Here is a 17,475-nt window from a genome sequence, read left to right on the forward strand (position 1 = left end):
AAACAACTGAAATGATTATAACGAGCCGAGCGGGGGGGGGCGAGCGCCACCCCAAAGACGCCAGAGTGGCTTAGAGCTCTTTATGCAAACGGGCATGCAGCCATTCCAGCAGGCCCAGGCGCGCCAGCAAACGGCGCAGCGCAAAGCGCAGGCGCCCTAGCAGCCACAGCGGTTGGCGCCTGCGCAAATACGCGTGCTGTTGTGGCCACAGCGCAGCCAGCGGCTGCCATTGCCCAAACGATTGCACATGATCCAGGCGAAAGCTGGCCGCGGCGGCGCGCGGCTCTGCTTGCACTTTATCGAACACTCCATAGCGCAACTGCACCGCGGTGCGCTCGCGCGCCGGTAGCTCGCCCGCCCGCGTGCTGAGGCCTAACCCGGCCGCGGTGAAGTAGCCCAACACGCCATCCACGCGCCCCATTGGCAAGCGGTTAACGGCGATACGCAGGGAGTATTCCATGTCTGGAGCGATGCGAAACTGCTCGTCAAAATAGCCGATCTGCTCCGCCACGGCGCGGCGCAGCACCCAGAAAGCGCCGCCCTGAGCAAAGGCGCGGGCGAAATGTGCGGCCGAATACGCGGGCGTGTGGCGCACCACACCGGCTTCATCTCCATACTGCGCCACGGCCAGGTAATCGCCATAACACAGCGCCCACGGCGCGCGTTCCATGGCTTCCACCTGACGTTGCAACGAATCGGGGGTACGGCGATCATCGATGTTCCAAATCGCCAGCAGCGGGGCACGCGCCAACTGCCAGGCCCGGTTCCAGGATGCGCTCAGCGTCTCGCGCGGCACTTCGAGGATCTGCACCTGGGCCGGCCAGGCTTGCTGAAAGGTACGCAGGATCTCCAGCTCTTCAGCCGAAGGCGCGTTGCACACAAAGATCACTTCGCACTGCGCAAAGAGGGTTTGGGATTGAAGCTCATCCAAGTAGGCCGGCAGGTATGCCAACCCCTGATATACCGAAGCCAGGATGCTTAGGCGCGGCATGCTCATGCTTCACGCGCCTGATCTTGTGAATAGGTATCGAAAAAACGCAGCGCGCCGCGCACAAAATCATCCACTGTCCACGCTGCGGCGCGCTGGCGGCCGGCTTGCTGCAAGCGCTGGCGCAAAGGGGCATCGCGATGCAGGCGTTCCAGCGCTGCGGCGATAGCCGCTGGCTGAGTGGGATCGACCAACAGCGCGGCATCCGCCAACTGCTCCTCTGCCCCACTGACCCTGGCCGCCACCACCGGGCAGCCCAAGGCAAAAGCTTCCAGGGGTGGCAGGTTCTCAGGGCCAAAAAAGCTCACATAGGCCAGCGCCAACGCATGGCTATACAGTGCGTAGAGCGCCTCGCGCTCCACGAAGCCCAGCCATTTCACATAGGCTTGCAAATTGTGCTGGGCAATGCGTGCGCGAATGACGGCCGCGGCGCCGAAATCGGCACCGGTCAGCACCAGGGTTAGGCGCAGGCCACGCTGGTGCAAAAGCGCCAAGGCTTCGATGAGGTTAGCGTGATTCTTATGGCTCCACAGTTGCGCCGGGTAGAGCAGGTAGCCGGGCTCCAGCCCCCAGCGAGCCAGCTCGCTGACCGGAGCAGGCTGGTACTCCAACGCGGCTTGCGGCGTGGGGTGCGGCAAGCGCAGTATGCGCGCCGGGTCCACGCCGTAAAAGCGCTGGATCTCAGCCTGGCCGGCGCGCGTGCCGGCCACGATGGCGGTCGCTTGTGGCAGGGCGCGTCGATAATGTGCTTCGCGCACGTGCCATTCACCCTTGGCGCTCACTTCGGGGAACTGCGGCTGCAAGCGGTGTTGCAAATCCAACACCAGTGGAATGAACGGCAAGCCCAAGGCGCGGATGCGCGGGCTAAGGAACCACGCCAGCTCGATCCCTTCGGCGCGCAGGCGCTGCTCCAACGCCGAGCGCCAACCCAGCCAGGCTTCCAGGGCCGGCCAATAGCGAAACAACTTCAGTAATACACGCTCACTCAGCCGTGGCTTGGCGCAGCGATGCCATTCAACGCCAACACTGGCGTCGGCAGCTTGCGGAGCAAAGAAGACAAATTCGTGCTGGCTGTGTAGCGCCAGCCGCGCTACGGCGTGGGCAAGCTCGGCCTGGAATGTAAAAGCCCCGCCATCATGCGACAGGTACTCATCCAGAACCACGGCGATCTTCATGCGCGCGCTCAGGCCGCCTTGCGGGCCACTACCATTACGTGCCAGGTATCCATTGTGATCGGCGCGGGTGTATACGCTGCCAGCCACTCCAGCGGGGTTAGGCCCGCGCTTTCAAGAAACAGGGCCATCTCCTGCACCAGAAAATAGCGATTGACCTGCGTTTCTTCAAGCTCAGTCACCAGGCTCCCATCGGCTGCCAACTCCCGCAGTGTGTAGTGCACTTCGGCCACCTGGCGCTCAATGTCTAGGCGCGTATCCGAGCTGCGTTCCAGGCGGCCGCCAGCGGGCAGCGGCCAACTGGCCTGGCGGTGCGGCTCGTAGCCGCGCAGCATGGCCGGGGCATGCCAGAACTCCAGGATGCACAAGCCATAGGGGCGCAAGGCGGTGTGGATGTTTTGCAGCACCTGCTGAACCGCGGCGTTGGTTTGCACATAGCCGATCGAGTCGAACAGGCAATAGACAGCATCCCATTGGCGCCCATCCAGATTCAGGGCGCGCATATCCTGCAATTCAAACTGCAGGTTGGCGGCGGTTGCGTTGGCACGAGCAACCGACAATAGGTCGGCGGAGTAATCGGTGGCCAGGATGGAGTAGCCGAGGGCGGCCAAGGCGGCCGCATGCCGCCCGGTGCCGCAGGCCAATTCCAACAATTGCTGCACGGGGCCATGTGCGTGACGCTGCAAGCTGGCATGCACAAATTCGGCTTCCTGTGCATAGGGCTTGTTGGCGTAGATTACGTTGTAGAACTCAGCATACTTGCCGAGGTACGAGCCCATACACTACCCTTCCCAACGCGGCGCCTGGCGAATGGCATCACAGATCACATCGATCGTTTCGTCGCTCAAATTCCAGGTGGAGGGCAGATACAGGCCAGTCTCCCACAGCGTATCGGCTACCGGGCAAGGCACTTCGCGGAAGCCTGGCATCTTCTCCAGCACGGGCTGCTGGTTCATCGGGCAGAAGAAGGTGCGCGTTTGGATGCCGCGCTCAGCCAATGCTTCCACCAGTTTGTTGCGGTCAATACCAAATTGTTGGGGGTCGACCGTGATCGCATACATCCAATAAACGTTCTTGGCCCATTCCAGCTCGGCAGGCAATTGCAGGCCGGGGATATCTTTGAGTTGTGCGTTGTAGCGCTGGGCCACGCGGCGCTTCTGCTCGACGATGTGCTCGATCTTGCGAAATTGCGCCAGCCCCAATGCCGCCACAAAGCCGGGCATACGAAAGTTGAACCCAGCCAATTCGTGTTTGAAGCGCGGCTGGGTGAAGGCCAGGTTACGCAGCAAGCGCACTCGCTCGGCGAAGGCATCATCATTGGTGGTCACCATACCGCCCTCACCCGTGGTGATGACTTTGTTGGCGTAGAAGCTAAAGCAGGCCATGTGGCCAAAGCTGCCAGTCATGCGCCCGCGCACCGTGGCACCGTGCGATTCGGCACAATCTTCAATGACAATCAGGTTGTGGCGATTGGCGATCTCCATCAGGCGATCCATGTCCACCGGGTGGCCGTACAGATGCACCGGGATGATCGCTTTGGTGCGCGGCGTGATCAACCCCTCGATCAAGTCCAGATCCAGGTTCCAGGTGACATTCTCCGAATCGACGGGGACCGGTACGGCGCCATTGTGCAAAGCGGCCAACGCCGTGGCGATGTTGGTGCTGGAGCTCACCAGCACCTCATCGCCCGGCTGCAAGTCCAGCGCGGCCACGGCCAGATGCAAAGCCGAGGTGCCGCTATTGACGGCGATACCGTGCTTGCAGCCTGCATAGGCGGCGAACTCGCTTTCAAAGTCTTCGATGTAGCTGCCAAAAGTGCCGGAGACTTCGCCTTTGCGCAGCGCGTCTACTACTGCTTCAATCTCATCTTCGCTGATGACGGGTTCAAATACCGGGATCATTGCTTCACCTCTACGAACACCTTGTCTTCCGCTTCGCCCAGGTACGGGCCCTGCTTGACGCTGATGCACTGCATATCTTCGACTACGCGGATGGCATGCACCCCATGAATGAGCACGATGGCATCGCCCTGGGTAAGCTCCACTTCTTCGAGCAGCTCACCGGCGTCGCTATACAGTTCCACCACCACCACGCCGCGTTGCACCACAAACATCTGCTGAAGATCAGAGATCATGCGCTCCACAGGCTTGTGAAAATGCGGTGGCTCGGTAAAGCCGGCTTCGTGGGCCAGCAACCCAAACTGAAAGGAAGATTCGGCCGGCGAAAAGAAGGTGGTCTTCTCCACGCGTTCGTTGGCCCGAATGACCTCGGCATACTTGATGTTGTTGTGCTCAATAATCTGAATACCCATCTCATTTCACCTTTTGGAGAAGATTCACAATCCCTTGACGCAGCGATTTCCATACTACTCGAATTGGCCAATAAAGCCACAAGAAAGCCCGCGCCAGGCGGGTTTGCAGGCGCATCCACGGCGAGTGCAGCAAGCGCTGAATGTCGGCTTGCGGGCGCAGGGGCTCGCTTACCCGCCCGGCGTGCAAATCGGCCCGCAGGGCTTGAATCGCCGCGGGGTGTTGGCCGCGAAAAGGCTCCAGCCACTGCAGGCCACCCAATTCGCCGAGGCGCAGGGGATTTTTTAACCGTAGATATTGCTGCTCATACCACTGCTGGTTCTTCTGAAACGCCGCCGACCAGGTTACCTGCGAATAGTAGCCTACCTTCTGCTGGGCCTGCTTAGGGAACACGTAAGAGTAGTGATACATATAGATCGGTTGGCCATGCGCTTGCGGGCCGGTGAGCCAATCCAGCGTATGCAGATCCTGCCCGTGCGCATTGAGGACGCGCGGTGGCCGGTGGGCGACATAACGGTAGCCCGGCCCCCATTTAAAGATGCGCAACACCTGCGGATACCCATAAAGGTGCCATTCGCCAGTAATGTAGCTATCAAAGCCACCAAAGAACTCAATATAGGGAAAAGACACCCCTGAGATCTCGGGCTGACTTTCCAGCAATTCCAGCACCGCGGCCATATCGCCGGCCTGGTAGAACTCATCGCTATCCACTTGCCATAGCCAATCCCCGCTGGCACGCGTGGCATACGCCTGGGACATCTCTTCCTTCTCCGGCCAGAAACCCTCGCTGTAGCCTGCCTCCTGAGCCGTCACGACGACCAGCTTGCCCTGCGGATCCTGGCTGCGCTGAAACTCGCGCAGCATTTCAAACGTGCCATCTTGCGAATGCCCATCGGGCCGCGCCAGGCTGCGGGCGGCCTGTGTGGCCCCTTCGACAACGATGATCTGGTGCGCAAAAGGGTACAACGCGGCAAGGTTGTAGCGCAGCAGCGGCTGGGCATTCAACGCCAGAATGCCAAACGTCACCTTAGGCATGCGCACTCCGCCTGCCCAGCAAAACATCCAAATAGGCCGGCAGCACCTGCGCCGGGCCGAAGTGCTGGCGCGTATACGCCTGGGCGTGGCGCTTGCGTTGCGCCAGATCCGGTGTGTGCAGCCATTCCAGCGCCCGTGCCGCCAGGGCCTTGGCTTGCAGGCCGGGCACCAGCTGCCCATTGTGCCCATCGGCAATGATGTCGGCGTTGCCGCCGCGGCGGAAGGCCATCACCGGCACGCCCACGCTGGCCGCTTCTACGATCGCCATGCTGAAGTTTTCCATCAGCGCCGGCGAGATGGCCACGGCACAGGATTTGACATAACCAATATGTTGCGCATAGCTGAGCTGCCCGGCCAGCAAGATCTGCGTGGAGGCTGGGTGGGCCTGCAATGCGGCCAAGATGTGCGCATCGACCTCGCCAGGAATATAGAAGCCCAGGGGCCGCTGGGCCTGCGCCAACAGCGCATCCAGAATAGATAGCAAATACTCGCCGCCCTTGATGCGGATGCCGGCCGAAGGCAAATACACCACTTGTGCCCGCGCCGGTAGTTTGAGCCGGGGCTTGATCGCCCGGGCGGGGATCGCATCCACGGTGGATAGATCGATCAGATTAGGGATCACGTGCACGGGCCCACCAAAGTGATAGCTCTTTTGGAACCAGCGGCGCATGTAATGCGAGGGGCAGATCACCGCATCGACCTGCTTGAGCACGCGTTGCTCCAGCGCGATCGCCAGGCGCACATCCGCGGCGGAAAAATCACCCAGGCCGGATTCGGCAGCCAGGCGCGCCGGATTGTGATGGGCCACTAAGACGAAGCGTTGCCCGCGGCGCTTGCGCAGCCACAGGCCCGGCGCGCCATGATCCGATAGCAGCACGATCTGCGGAGCAAACTGGCGAATGCTGCGCGCCATGCGCAATGCGCCGGGCGCGTTACGCAATATCTCCGCCGTGTGATAGGCCAGTTTACGCGGCTGTAGCAAGCGCCAGGGCAGGTTGAGCAGCACGAACAGGCGCTTGACCCATTGGGGGGCGGCGCCGTGGCGCACGATGCCATCCTCGCGGCGCGCGGCAACGCCGTTGTCATAGAAGGTAAACAATTTGGCAGGGTAGCCCTGTTGGCGCAGGGCGCGCCACAAGTTGTAATGCGCGCTGGCCACGCCGCCGGCCCCGTAGGGCGGTGCGCTGGCGGCCACCACGGCAATGCGCGGCAGATTGCGTTTTAGCGCAGCCATGTAGCCTTTGCCCAGAAGATGGTTTTCTCCAGCGCATTGCGCCGGCCCGCGCGTGCCAATGCCGAGCTGGTGTATATGCGCCAGGCCTCTGCATTGTGCACGGCCGCGGCGCGGCAAGCCGCCCACCAGCGCTGCTCCAGAGTGGCTTGTAACGCCGCTGGATCATAGATCGAGGTGTGCGCGTTGGCACGCGCGATGGCGCTGAGCCAGGCTTCGACGCGGCGCAAGAAAGCGCTGTGAGTGGCAAATTGCCAAGTGGAGATCTGATTATGCAAAGCCAGCTCACGCGGGCTGGCGCCTAGCTTCAGACGCTGCAATTGGCGCGCTCGCACGATGGCGGCGGTGTGTGCCTGGGCAGCGCCGTGCTGCTGGCCCACCTGGGCCGGATGGATGCGGTAGCGCAGCAACACCTTGGGGATATTGGCGAGTTGCAATGTATTGGCGGCCCGTTCCCAGAGCTCATAGTCCTGGGCGCGAGCGATTTTGGGGTTGTAGCGCAGGCGCTGTGCCAGGAAATCCTTGCGGCGTAACATCACCGCGCTGTGTACGAAGGCCGAATTGAACAACATCTCGGCGCGGGTAGCTTGCGGCGTTTGTGGCAGGCGCCACACCTGCTCTTTGGACTGACCCAGCGTCTTGGCCCAAGCACCCACCAGGCTCACCTGCGGGTGCGTATCCAAGTATGCGGCCTGCAGCTCCAGCCGGCGCGGCAAGCTGATGTCATCGGCGTCCATGCGGGCCCAATAGGCGCCGCGCGCCAGGCGCAGGCCTTTGTTGAGGGTGGCGGCCAAGCCCTGCGGCTTGCGCTGGCGGATCACGCGCCAGCGCGGGTCTCGCACCGCTGCCAATAGCTCCGCACTGCCATCCGTTGAGCCATCGTCGATACAAATGCACTCATAGTCCGTCAGGCTTTGCGCCTGCAAGCTGGCAATCGCTTGCTGCAAGTAGGGCAGCCCGTTGCGCACGGGCAGCACCACACTAACCAGGGGAGTCTTCACGCGGCCAACCTGCGGAGCAGATCCAGTTCCATTTCAACGATGCGCTCGAGCGCGAAATTATTGACAATGTATTCACGCCCGGCTTGACCCAGGCGGGCGCGCAGCTCAGCGTCATCCAGCAGGCGTTGCAGCCCCGCCTTGATGCTGGTTGCATTGGTTTCGCACAGCAGTCCGTTCTCGCCATCGGTGATGATTTCCTGAATGCCGCTGACGCGCGTGCCCAGCGCGGGCAGCCCGCAAGCCATCGCCTCGAGCAAGGCTTTGGGGTGGCCTTCGTACAATGAGGGCATTACATAGAGATCGCACTGGTTGAGCAGTGCAGGGAGCTCACGATTGGGCACGTTGCCAATAAATTTGATCTGCGCCGTGGTGCCCTCAGCAAAGCGCTCGAGTTCGTCTTTCTGCGGCCCGTAGCCGATCAGCCACAACTCCACATCAAAATCCATCACAGCGCGGATGAGGTTGTGCAGGTTCTTTTCAATATCCAGCCGGCCCACGAAAGCAATGCGTAGTTTCGGGTTGGCTTCGCGCGCCACAGGCTTAAAGCGATCCACTTCTACGTAGTTGGGAATGATGCCAATCCGGGCAGGGTTGACTTTGTAGCGCTCTGCCACGCTCTCGGCAATCTTGTGGGTAGTCACCGTGATCCGATCGGCTTCTTTGTACACCTTGGCCTCCAGCTTGCGCGCCGCCTTCGCCTCACGCGAGCGTTGGCCATATTTTCGTTCCTGGTTGAGCGAGAGCATGTACCCACAGCGCGCAATGAACGGCACTTTGGCTTTACGTGCCGCGGCCAAGCCTACATCCGCCCCGGCCATCTGATTGCTCTTGTACACATCGGCAGGCGGCGGCTCTGCGATTAGCTGGCGCTCATAGGCCGCCAGCGACCGCGCCAGTTGGTTGGCGCGGATCTCGACTCCGGGTAGTTCGCTGGCAAAAGCCAGATCCTCGGCGCCACCGTAGGTGACGAAGCTGATGCCCACACCTTTGTTTTGCAGCTGGCGATACAGCGCCACCTCGCGATCGAGCATACCTACGGTTTGCCAGGTTTTTAAAGAAACCCCTTGGGTAAAGAAGAGCGCTAGATTCATTTCAACACCGGGAGGAGAGGCTCATAAAGCTCGTGATAGTAGCGACCAGCGATCACCGCCCAGCCAAACTGCTGGATGCGCTGTAGCCCATTGGCGCGATATTGTTGGCGTAAGGCTGGCTCTTCGATCAGGCGCTCAAGGCCGGCGGCCAGCGCGGCCGGATCCTCAATGGCGCTGAGCAAGCCATCATGCCCATCGGTGATCACATCCGGCACCAGCCCCACCCGCGTGCCCACAAACGGCACACCCGAAGCCAGGGATTCGAGTACGCCTTTGGGGCCGCCCTCCTCGCGCGAGGCGAGCACATATGCATCCAGCGCGTCAAACAGGCGCGGGATGCGGTGAAAATCCTCTTCCACCACATGCACATAGGGGATGCCTGCCGCGTCGAGGCCTTGTTTTACATAGCCCCGCGCCGGGGCGCTTAGCAGTACAAAAATCTCCGGGTGGCGAGCGTGAATCTGTACGAGAGTCTCCACCAAGACATCCGGGCCTTTGATCAGCTTGGGCACCAGCCCCTCGGCCATGCCTTGGCCATCCTTGTGGAAAGAGCCGATACAAAAAGCACCGGCAGGAATGCCCAGCTCGGCGCGGCGTGCGGCGCGCGCTTCAGGCGCGGCAGGTTTGAAGCGCTCCAGATCTACGCCCAAGGGGATGTTGATCAGCTTATCGGCATGCACACCCCACTCCAGTAAGCGCGCGTACATGATCGAGCTGGCGGTGTGCAGCCGCGCAAAGCGATCCTGGTAGCGCAGCACCTTGTCTAGCGCATCATGAAATTCAGGGCTTTCGATCTGCCCGTGAAAGATGGTGCCGATCACCGTGTTGCGGCGATTGTGTTTAGCATCGATGTTGGCCAGAATGTCCCACAGGGAACCGTAGTGCACCAACTGGCCAGAATAGTCCTTGGCCGATTTCACCACCTGGGCGGCCAGGCCAAAACGCTCGCGCACATTGCGGGTGATGTAATACGCTTCCCAATCCAACACCCAGTTGACGAAGGGGGCTACATAGTACAAACCCGGCTGGTTGCGCAGGCGCGGGGCTGCCAACGAGAACAACGAGCGGATGCCGCGCGGAATGCTCACTACAGCACCTCCGCCTTTACGGCGTCGTTGGCCCCGAATTGCAGATCGCAGAAATGTTTATAGATCGCCGAGCGCGCGTACAGCTCGGCGTGCTTGCCCTGATCACTGATGCGGCCTTTTTCCATCACGACGATGTTATCGGCATTGATCACCGTCGAGAGCCGGTGAGCAATCACCACTGCCGTGGTGTCTTTGGTGATGTTGTCGATCGCTTTTTGCACCTGGCGCTCGGCCTCGGTGTCCAGGGCACTGGTGGCTTCATCCAAGATCAGAATGCGCGGCCGGCTGTACACCGCCCGCGCGATGGTGATGCGTTGTTTCTGGCCACCCGAGAGCAGCACGCCGCGATCCCCCACCAGGGCCGCGTAGCCCAGGGGCAGCTTCTCGATGAAATCGCGCGCGTTGGCCACCTGGGCCGCCTGGCGCACCCGCGCCATGTCTGGCTCTTTTTCAGGGTAGGCAATGTTCTCGGCGATCGAGGCGTTGAAAAGAATGCTATCTTGCGAAACTACGCCGATCAAGCGGCGATAAGCCTCCAGATCCAGCGTGCGCAGATCGGCTCCATCAATCGTGATGCGCCCGGCATGGGGATCGTAAAAGCGCAGGATCAGATCGGTAATTGTGGATTTGCCGGCCCCGCTCTCGCCCACCAGGGCCACCATATGGCCGAGCGGGATTTGCAAGTCAATATTTTCCAGCACCGGCGCATCCGCATAGGCGAAGGAGACGTTTTCAAAAGCAATCCGCTGAGTGAAATCGGTCTTGACCATGCTGCCGCTCACCACGGAGGCCGATTCGCCAAACAGTTGCTGCACGCGTTCGCTGGTGGCCACCGTAGTTTGGATCACCTTGAGGGTGCGCGCCAAGCTGGTCAGCGGATCGAGCACAGTGCGCCCCACATAGAGGTAAAGGAAGAAACCAGTGGTACTCAAGCGCCCGGCGATGAATTCATTGGCTGCAAACAACAGCACGGCCACATTGACCGCTGAATTGATAATAAAGGTAACGGGTTCATCAATGTTCTTGAAGAAGCTGAAGCGCATGATGGCGTGAATGGCTCTTTTGGAAAGCTTAGCCAAGCGCTGGCTCTCATAGCCTTCAGCCACAAACGATTTCACAACCCGGATATTGGACACCACCTCTTGAAAATAAGACGAAAGCTCCGCCTGAATGTTAAATTGCTCGCGCACGCGCCGTTGCGTGGGTTTTTTAACCAGTTGCACGAAAACATACTGCACCACCGCGGCAGCCACCACGAACAGGCTGAGGCGCAAACTGGTTTTGAGCAGCAAGCCGCCGTACAGCACCACCAGCACACTGGAGACCACCAGCGTGCGCACGATCGCCTCCAGCCCAAAGACCACCGCGTCGGTATCCTTCTCCAGGCGCGAGATCAGCTCCCCCGTGCGATTACGGTTGAAGAAATCGAGTGAGAGGCCGAGCACATGCGAGAATAGCGAAGCCTGCATGCTGCGCCCGGCGCGCACCCGGATCCAAATACCGAGCAAGTACACAAGGAAATTGAGCGTATACAACGCCACAGAAACCACGAGATACAAAATGGCTACATTGACAATCACGTTCCAAGCGCCTACTTGCTGCGGAAAGAGCAGCTTGAGCAGGAATTGGCCAATGTTGTTGAGGTCTACATCTAACAGGCTCGTCGGTGCGCTCTGCGCCAACTGCTCGAAGGCTTGCGGCCCGTGCACAGCCACCTCGAGCACTGGCGCAGTCACCATCGGCTGGGCGGCGGTCAGCAGGCTGGCCACCAAATACAGCGTGAGCGATAGCAGCATTTGCGGCCAATACGGGCGCATGTATTTGCTGAGCAACTGAATTAATTGCCGGTACTCGTAATTGCGCTTCATGCAGTCACCAAATCAAGGATGCGCTCACTGGCGCGATGGTCGGCCGGGCCGTTGTAACGCGCCAGGTATTCTTCACGCGCGTGCGCGTCCATAGTCAAATCGGCCAAGCGTTGCTCCGGCAAAGTAGTGATCGCTTCGGGCAAACTCTGCCAAGACACCGCGCCGGGAAAGTTGTATGGCCCACCCAGGTGCGCCTGGCGCCACAGTTGATGCTTCACCGTATCGCGGTTCGGTCGGTCAATACACACCACCGGCACACCGGCATAAACGGCTTCTTGCACCGCGGTGCTGTAAAACAGGATGCATGCATCAGCGATCGCAATGGCTTCGTGCACCGTGGCTGGATAGTGCTGCTCATCATAAAAATTCAGGAAGGCGCGCGCGCGCCACGCTTCGCGGATTGGGTCCTTCTCGCGGCCCTTGAGCAACAAAACGGCGTTGTTGCGTTCGGCAAATTGTTTGATCGCCTCAGCCAGCGCAGTGTCGTTCCACCCCTTGAGTGCCCACGGCCAGTATTGCCGGACAAAGCCGGGCTGCTTGCGCCCTTTGAGCAAATGCCGCAATTGTGAAAGCCCTGTGCTTTGAAAGAAAGCTGGCCAAACGCCGGGCCACCCCATGAGATCGAGGGGCAGGGCCAACACCACCTTCTTGCCCTCCGGGATCGCCCAACGAGCGCGCACGGCCTCACGATCAATATGAGCGAATACATCCATCTGTGGGAAGCCGGTGTAGACCACCTTATCAGCCAATTGCGCGGCGGCCGCCGCGGCATCGGTATCCGAAACCTGGGTGTAATACTGGGCGGCGTAATCCAACCAGGCAGGGGCATACAGACACAGATAATCAGAGCTGAGGTGCTCTTGCAGGGTTGCGATGGTGAACGTATCCACGTTGTATTGCAGCGTCAAAAAGCGCTCGTGGCCGGGCGCGGCCATGTAGCGGCTGCGCGGCAGAAGTGAAATGATCGCATTCGGGCGCACCTGCTCATTCAGCCTGGCGACATCTGCAGGCTGCTCAAACTGGCGCACCCCCACGCGCGCCCCCCACTGTATGCTGATCAATTCGGGCGGCACGCGCAGGTAGTCTTTGTCACCCATCGGCACATCATGTAGCCAGCACTCCACCTGCCAACCGCGCTGCAAGGCTGCATCGATGATCGGGCCGTACAGTTTGAGGTAATTGGCGCGATGAAAAACAAAGGCTACTTTCATGCGCGGTCCATCTGCCATTGCTGGATCACCGGGCCGAGCAGTTGCAGCAGGCGCAGATCCTTGGGTTCGCGCACCTCGATCGCCGCAAACGGATCGGCCACTTCATACACCCCAATGCGCTTGCCCAGGCGCGAGCCCTGACGAATGAACTCTGCGTAAGTCACGCAGCCCAAGCTTAATAGCCCGATATACAAGGGAGTGCGCGCCTGGCGTGCCTGCGCATATTCTTCAGTGAGCACCACGCCATCGGTATCTTTTTGCCAATACGGGCGGTGCTCAGCATGGGCGGCGATGGCGGTATCGAGGCCGTTCTCGGCTAACTTGCGCACCAGCGTATCGAGCATGCCAGCGGGGCGGAACGGATAGGTGACTTCGAGCGGCACGATCAGATCAGGAAAGTAGCCTGCGCCCTCAAGTTGTTGCAAGGAATAGCGCAGCACCTCATCGGCGCGCACGCCGGGTTGCGAAAGCGCTGCGGGGCGCACAAAGGGCGCTTCCACGCCCAGTGCCTCAGCCTGGCGCGCTAGCGCCGCATCATCACAAGCGAGGATGATGCGATCGATGTATGCCGACGCCTGGGCAGCTTGCACACTCTTCTCGATCAGCGCCATATTCGCATCGACGCTACCGGCAAGGCTGCGCACCGGCAGGATCGCCGCCACTTCCAGCGTATGCGGATCGAGCGGCGGGTTCTCATGCTCTGCGGCAGGTTGCTCCAGCACTTCCATTACGCGCACGGCGCCCTGCACGCGGCGCTCATCGTTGTTCTGGTAGATGCCGTGATAGTGATATACCGCAGCTTCAGGCTCGTACACCAGCACATAGCCTGCGTCGATCACTTGCTTGGCCCACACGCGATCCTCGATGTTGGGCACCTGCTCATCAAACGGAAACTGCTCCCATAGCGCACGCCGAATCAGGCTGTTGGCATTGTGGAAGAAGAGGTCTTTCTTTTGAATGCGCTTATCCAGGCCGAAAGTTACCAACAGGTCGCGCTTGTCTTGTGGGCTGGAGTAGCTGGTGGGGATTTGGCGGCCATACACTCCGGCCACCTGGGGGTCTTCACAGTTGGCGATCAGAGTGGCCAGCCAATCATCCTTCACCGGCAGGCAATGTGCCGAGAGGATGGCGATGTACTCGCCCTGGGCGGCACGAATACCCGCATTGATCGCCAAGCCAGGCAAGTACTCCTCTATCGTTACCAGCTTGATCTCAGGGTAGACCTGGCGGGCGCGGGCCACGGTTTGATCCGTGCTGCGATTGTCAACCAGGATGATCTCTACGTCTTGGATCGTCTGCTGCTGGATACGACGCAAGCACTCGCGGATCCAGCGCTCTTCGTTGTGAGTGCGGATGATGATAGAGATCACGCTGAGGCTCCCTGTGGCCGCGCCTGCCATTCGGCGCCATTGTCTTGCGGCTGGTAGCCTAGCTGCTGGCGCGCATATTCAATATCTAACCAGCGCGCGTCGTTATTGCTCACTCCATAAAAAATATCAAAGGCCGGCCCGTCATACTCAAGGCAGCGCGCCACCAATTGCAGCGCATCGCGGCGTGAGAGCCACAACGCCTTCTGGCGCCTGACCTTGAGCTCGTACATTGCATCGCCACGCGTGCAGGCGCCGGCACGCAGCAGGCCTTCGGCCTCCGCATACGGATGGTCATGCTCAGCGGCGTGTAGCGAACCGATGCGCAGTGCATAAAAGCGCGGCCCACCGTGTTCGGCGTAGTAGCGGCCCAGATTCTCGCCCAGCAGCTTGCTCACGCCGTAGTACGAATCCGGCCGTGGCTCCGCATGCTTGGTGAGCATGATGCCGTGCCCTGCTTCATAGATATGTGGGGCGTTCTCAAGCTCCACCATGCCCACCGTGTGATTGGTGCTGGCAAAAATCACGCGCTCCACACCGTGGGCACGCGCCGCTTCCAGCAAGGTGTGCATGGCAGCCACGTTGTGCTCCTGCACCTGCGACCAACTGCTATCCACTGCCGGGCTGGCGGCCAGGTGCACAATGGCGCGGCAACCCTGCAGCGCCTGCGCCAAAATGGCTTCATCTTGCACGTAGCCTTGAACGGCGTGGGGCTGGCCGGCTGGTACAGCAGCGTCCATTAGCACTTTATCGCCAGGCAGGTCTGCCAGCGCGGTGCCTACCTTGCCAAACGCACCAGTAATAAGGGTGTGGCCGTGGCTCATTCCAAGCCTCGCACTTCAAACAGTTTACGTACCAGCTCCAAATCCTCCGGCTTGTCGACATCTACCGAGCGCCACTTGGGCATCTCCACATAGCCAATCGTGCCGCCCAGGCGGCAGCCCGTGTTCATTAGCAAATCACGCCGGAAGGCATATACGGCTTTGTTCTCGCCCCACTGGTTCCAGTGTTCCTTTTGGCGCGGCCCGCGCGTTTTGGGGTCGTAGTTGGTGGGTGCAGCAGTCTCGCCATCTATGCGCCACAGATAGGTGGTGTCCTCAAACAGCGAGAGCACCGAGTCGTAGCCGCCTTCGGCCACCATGCTGACGGCCTTGTCAATCGTCTCTACTTGGCGCAGTGGCGAGGTGGAGTAGAGCAACACGCCAATATCAATGCGGTGGCCCTGGCGCTCCAGCTCGCCAATCGTCCATTGCAGCAGGCGGTCAACCTCCTGCACGCTGTTGTCGTGAAAGAACTCCTCAGGGCGGCTGATCACATCGGCGCCATAGTGGGCCGCCACAGTGCGAATTTCTTCGTCTTCACTATTCACGAAGACGCGGTCAATCCACTGGCTGGCCTTTGCATGCGCAATTGTGTGTGCCACCAGCGGTTTTCCGGCTAAGTCTGCCAAATTTTTGCGTGGGATACCCTTAGAACCGCCGCGCGCCGGGATGAAGGCGTACACGTTGGGCTTGCTCATTGCAAAGCTCCAATCCCGAGGCGCAGGCCGAGCGCATTGAGCGCATCTACGTCACTTACGAACAAGGGGATACCGTTAGCAGCATAGTCTTGCTGGGTGCGCTTCTCAGGGTCACCGGCCACTTGCATGGGCACGCTAGGGTCCAGGGCAGGTTCATTGCGCAGATCATCCGCCAGCTTTTGCATCCGCGTTTTGAAGGTGGCCACATCCTCAAAGGCGTCGATGCGAATAGCGCCAAAGAAATGGCCTAGGTAGCGCTTCTTTGATAGAGGGTCGCCAAACATGTTGCTCACTTCGCCGCCAACCGGCATGCCCGTGAGCAGACCACAGAGAATATCCACCATCAGCGAGAGGCCAAAGCCCTTATAGTCGCCGATGGGCAGGAGCTGCTCCGCTGCATTGGGATCTTGCGTCATGTGCCCATCTTTGTCCGCAGCCACATTCGGCGGCAGCTGCAAGCCTTGCTGGCGATACTGTTTCACCTTGTTGAAGCTAAACGGCGTAGGCGCGCTGTCAAAACAAAAGGGCTCTTCGTTGGCCATCGGCGCGGCGAAGCACAGCGGGTTGGTACCCAAGAAGGCGCGGCGCCCATTAGGCGTGCGCATGCGCGCCGTGGCGTGCGTGTAGGCCATGCCCAGCATATCGTGGGCGCACGCCTCCAACGCATAGATAGCCATAGCCCCACAATGGCTGGAGTTGTATACGGAAACGAAGCCCACCCCAGCTTCCTGCGCCAACTGGATGGCATGGTGCATGGCTTGCATGCCGGCGGCATGGCCCAGGCTGTGGTCAGCGTCCAGGCGGCCGGTAGAGGCGGCGGTTTGCTCAAACACAAAATTGGGCGTGGGGTTCAGGCGCCCGCCTTCGAGCGCGGCCACGTAATGCGGCAGCAAGCGCATGCCGTGGCTGTCTACGCCGCGCAAGCTGGTGAGCCACAAGGCACGCGCGGTTTCCTCGGCCACCTTGGCATCCACCCCTACGGCGAGGAAGGCTTCTTGGGCAAACTGGCGCAGCGCGCCGGCGGGCACACGGATCTGGGTCGGTTCGGCGCTACTCATGCTATTTTTCGGCTTCCATTTCCAGCAGGGCGCATGCGTTCCAGCGAATAGGCGCCGTTGCGCATGCGCAGAATGTATTTCTCAGGCTGCTCATCCAGCGCGGGGTGGCCGGTCTCGAGGCAACTCAAGCGGAAGATATCCAACTCTGGGTCGCTACCATCCAGGTAGACGTGCTCAATTCCGTTGGCCTGCATCTCAGCGATCAGCTGCTTGGCCTGCTGGCGCAGCCCGTGATAGACCTTGAGCGAATCTTTGACGTATTGAGTGGCATTGCGTTGGAAGGCGCGCATACCTTCCCCGGTGAGGTTGTAGCGCAGCCGGGTACGGTCCATGCGTGTGGCCTTGATGTAGCCGCGGCTGATCAGCCGTTTGATGTACCAGTTAACACTGCCGATCGCCATGCCCAGGCTGTTGGCCAGCCCGGCTTGGGTAATCGTTTCGTCTTCGGCAATCGCTTCAAGTAGGCGGTATTCGCGCTGTTTCATGGCACCAGCTTTCAGGAAATGAATTCTGACACGCGCGCGGCAAAAGTGTCAA

17 protein-coding genes are annotated in these 17,475 nt (G+C 60.4%); all 17 read right to left on the bottom strand.

The genetic code is table 11. The features are described from left to right. Nucleotides 1–70: 70 nt before the first annotated feature. Genes KF821_06155 through KF821_06235 form a run of 17 tightly spaced genes read right to left on the bottom strand, consistent with a single transcriptional unit; the run spans nt 71 to nt 17,423 of the window. A complete protein-coding gene (locus tag KF821_06155; protein MBX3005396.1) occupies nt 71–997 on the bottom strand; it encodes a glycosyltransferase in 927 nt (308 codons plus the stop codon). Then, complete coding sequence (locus KF821_06160) at nt 994–2,250, bottom strand: glycosyltransferase family 4 protein (GenBank protein MBX3005397.1); 1,257 nt, start codon at nt 2,248–2,250, stop codon at nt 994–996. The genes KF821_06155 and KF821_06160 overlap by 4 nt, the downstream gene beginning before the upstream one ends. Then, nucleotides 2,172–2,939: a methyltransferase domain-containing protein gene (locus KF821_06165; GenBank protein ID MBX3005398.1), complete on the bottom strand. Its 768-nt coding sequence runs from the start codon at nt 2,937–2,939 to the stop codon at nt 2,172–2,174. Before KF821_06165 ends, KF821_06160 begins: the two co-directional genes overlap by 79 nt. A gap of 3 nt (nt 2,940–2,942) precedes the next feature. Continuing rightward, entirely contained in the window at nt 2,943–4,061 is a 1,119-nt protein-coding gene (locus tag KF821_06170) for a DegT/DnrJ/EryC1/StrS family aminotransferase (protein ID MBX3005399.1), read from the bottom strand. Next, the gene (locus KF821_06175) at nt 4,058–4,471 is read right to left on the bottom strand and encodes a hypothetical protein (GenBank protein ID MBX3005400.1); all 414 of its coding nucleotides are present in this window, start codon (nt 4,469–4,471) and stop codon (nt 4,058–4,060) included. Before KF821_06175 ends, KF821_06170 begins: the two co-directional genes overlap by 4 nt. A gap of 1 nt (nt 4,472) precedes the next feature. Next, complete coding sequence (locus tag KF821_06180; protein MBX3005401.1) at nt 4,473–5,504, bottom strand: glycosyltransferase family 2 protein; 1,032 nt, start codon at nt 5,502–5,504, stop codon at nt 4,473–4,475. Then, nucleotides 5,497–6,738 carry a glycosyltransferase family 4 protein gene (locus KF821_06185; GenBank protein MBX3005402.1) on the bottom strand — a complete coding sequence of 414 codons (1,242 nt, stop codon included), beginning with the start codon at nt 6,736–6,738 and terminating at the stop codon, nt 5,497–5,499. The genes KF821_06180 and KF821_06185 overlap by 8 nt, the downstream gene beginning before the upstream one ends. Further along, nucleotides 6,726–7,736 (bottom strand): glycosyltransferase family 2 protein, encoded by a 1,011-nt coding sequence (locus tag KF821_06190; protein MBX3005403.1) that lies wholly within the window; start codon nt 7,734–7,736, stop codon nt 6,726–6,728. Before KF821_06190 ends, KF821_06185 begins: the two co-directional genes overlap by 13 nt. After that, entirely contained in the window at nt 7,733–8,827 is a 1,095-nt protein-coding gene (locus KF821_06195; protein ID MBX3005404.1) for a glycosyltransferase family 4 protein, read from the bottom strand. The genes KF821_06190 and KF821_06195 overlap by 4 nt, the downstream gene beginning before the upstream one ends. Beyond that, nucleotides 8,824–9,915 (bottom strand): glycosyltransferase family 4 protein, encoded by a 1,092-nt coding sequence (locus KF821_06200; GenBank protein ID MBX3005405.1) that lies wholly within the window; start codon nt 9,913–9,915, stop codon nt 8,824–8,826. Before KF821_06200 ends, KF821_06195 begins: the two co-directional genes overlap by 4 nt. Then, nucleotides 9,915–11,783: an ABC transporter ATP-binding protein gene (locus KF821_06205; GenBank protein ID MBX3005406.1), complete on the bottom strand. Its 1,869-nt coding sequence runs from the start codon at nt 11,781–11,783 to the stop codon at nt 9,915–9,917. Before KF821_06205 ends, KF821_06200 begins: the two co-directional genes overlap by 1 nt. Beyond that, nucleotides 11,780–13,012: a hypothetical protein gene (locus KF821_06210; GenBank protein MBX3005407.1), complete on the bottom strand. Its 1,233-nt coding sequence runs from the start codon at nt 13,010–13,012 to the stop codon at nt 11,780–11,782. Before KF821_06210 ends, KF821_06205 begins: the two co-directional genes overlap by 4 nt. After that, a complete protein-coding gene (locus KF821_06215; GenBank protein MBX3005408.1) occupies nt 12,991–14,364 on the bottom strand; it encodes a glycosyltransferase family 2 protein in 1,374 nt (457 codons plus the stop codon). The genes KF821_06210 and KF821_06215 overlap by 22 nt, the downstream gene beginning before the upstream one ends. Continuing rightward, the gene (locus KF821_06220) at nt 14,361–15,185 is read right to left on the bottom strand and encodes an NAD(P)-dependent oxidoreductase (GenBank protein ID MBX3005409.1); all 825 of its coding nucleotides are present in this window, start codon (nt 15,183–15,185) and stop codon (nt 14,361–14,363) included. Before KF821_06220 ends, KF821_06215 begins: the two co-directional genes overlap by 4 nt. Further along, a complete protein-coding gene (locus tag KF821_06225; GenBank protein MBX3005410.1) occupies nt 15,182–15,880 on the bottom strand; it encodes an acylneuraminate cytidylyltransferase family protein in 699 nt (232 codons plus the stop codon). The genes KF821_06220 and KF821_06225 overlap by 4 nt, the downstream gene beginning before the upstream one ends. Beyond that, the gene (locus tag KF821_06230) at nt 15,877–16,938 is read right to left on the bottom strand and encodes an Ldh family oxidoreductase (protein MBX3005411.1); all 1,062 of its coding nucleotides are present in this window, start codon (nt 16,936–16,938) and stop codon (nt 15,877–15,879) included. The genes KF821_06225 and KF821_06230 overlap by 4 nt, the downstream gene beginning before the upstream one ends. Further along, the gene (locus tag KF821_06235; GenBank protein MBX3005412.1) at nt 16,935–17,423 is read right to left on the bottom strand and encodes a winged helix-turn-helix transcriptional regulator; all 489 of its coding nucleotides are present in this window, start codon (nt 17,421–17,423) and stop codon (nt 16,935–16,937) included. Before KF821_06235 ends, KF821_06230 begins: the two co-directional genes overlap by 4 nt. Nucleotides 17,424–17,475 lie beyond the last annotated feature (52 nt).

This window comes from Anaerolineales bacterium (assembly GCA_019637755.1).
Classification (GTDB): Bacteria; Chloroflexota; Anaerolineae; order Anaerolineales; family UBA11579; genus JAMCZK01.

Bases quoted from the DNA above. Each gene is read 5' to 3' on its own strand.
- KF821_06155 (MBX3005396.1), bottom strand. From the start codon at position 997: ATGAGCATGCCGCGCCTAAGCATCCTGGCTTCGGTATATCAGGGGTTG.
- KF821_06165 (MBX3005398.1), bottom strand. From the start codon at position 2,939: ATGGGCTCGTACCTCGGCAAGTATGCTGAGTTCTACAACGTAATCTAC.
- KF821_06170 (MBX3005399.1), bottom strand. From the start codon at position 4,061: ATGATCCCGGTATTTGAACCCGTCATCAGCGAAGATGAGATTGAAGCA.
- KF821_06175 (MBX3005400.1), bottom strand. From the start codon at position 4,471: ATGGGTATTCAGATTATTGAGCACAACAACATCAAGTATGCCGAGGTC.
- KF821_06180 (MBX3005401.1), bottom strand. From the start codon at position 5,504: ATGCCTAAGGTGACGTTTGGCATTCTGGCGTTGAATGCCCAGCCGCTG.
- KF821_06185 (MBX3005402.1), bottom strand. From the start codon at position 6,738: ATGGCTGCGCTAAAACGCAATCTGCCGCGCATTGCCGTGGTGGCCGCC.
- KF821_06195 (MBX3005404.1), bottom strand. From the start codon at position 8,827: ATGAATCTAGCGCTCTTCTTTACCCAAGGGGTTTCTTTAAAAACCTGG.
- KF821_06205 (MBX3005406.1), bottom strand. From the start codon at position 11,783: ATGAAGCGCAATTACGAGTACCGGCAATTAATTCAGTTGCTCAGCAAA.
- KF821_06210 (MBX3005407.1), bottom strand. From the start codon at position 13,012: ATGGCAGATGGACCGCGCATGAAAGTAGCCTTTGTTTTTCATCGCGCC.
- KF821_06220 (MBX3005409.1), bottom strand. From the start codon at position 15,185: ATGAGCCACGGCCACACCCTTATTACTGGTGCGTTTGGCAAGGTAGGC.
- KF821_06225 (MBX3005410.1), bottom strand. From the start codon at position 15,880: ATGAGCAAGCCCAACGTGTACGCCTTCATCCCGGCGCGCGGCGGTTCT.
- KF821_06230 (MBX3005411.1), bottom strand. From the start codon at position 16,938: ATGAGTAGCGCCGAACCGACCCAGATCCGTGTGCCCGCCGGCGCGCTG.
- KF821_06235 (MBX3005412.1), bottom strand. From the start codon at position 17,423: ATGAAACAGCGCGAATACCGCCTACTTGAAGCGATTGCCGAAGACGAA.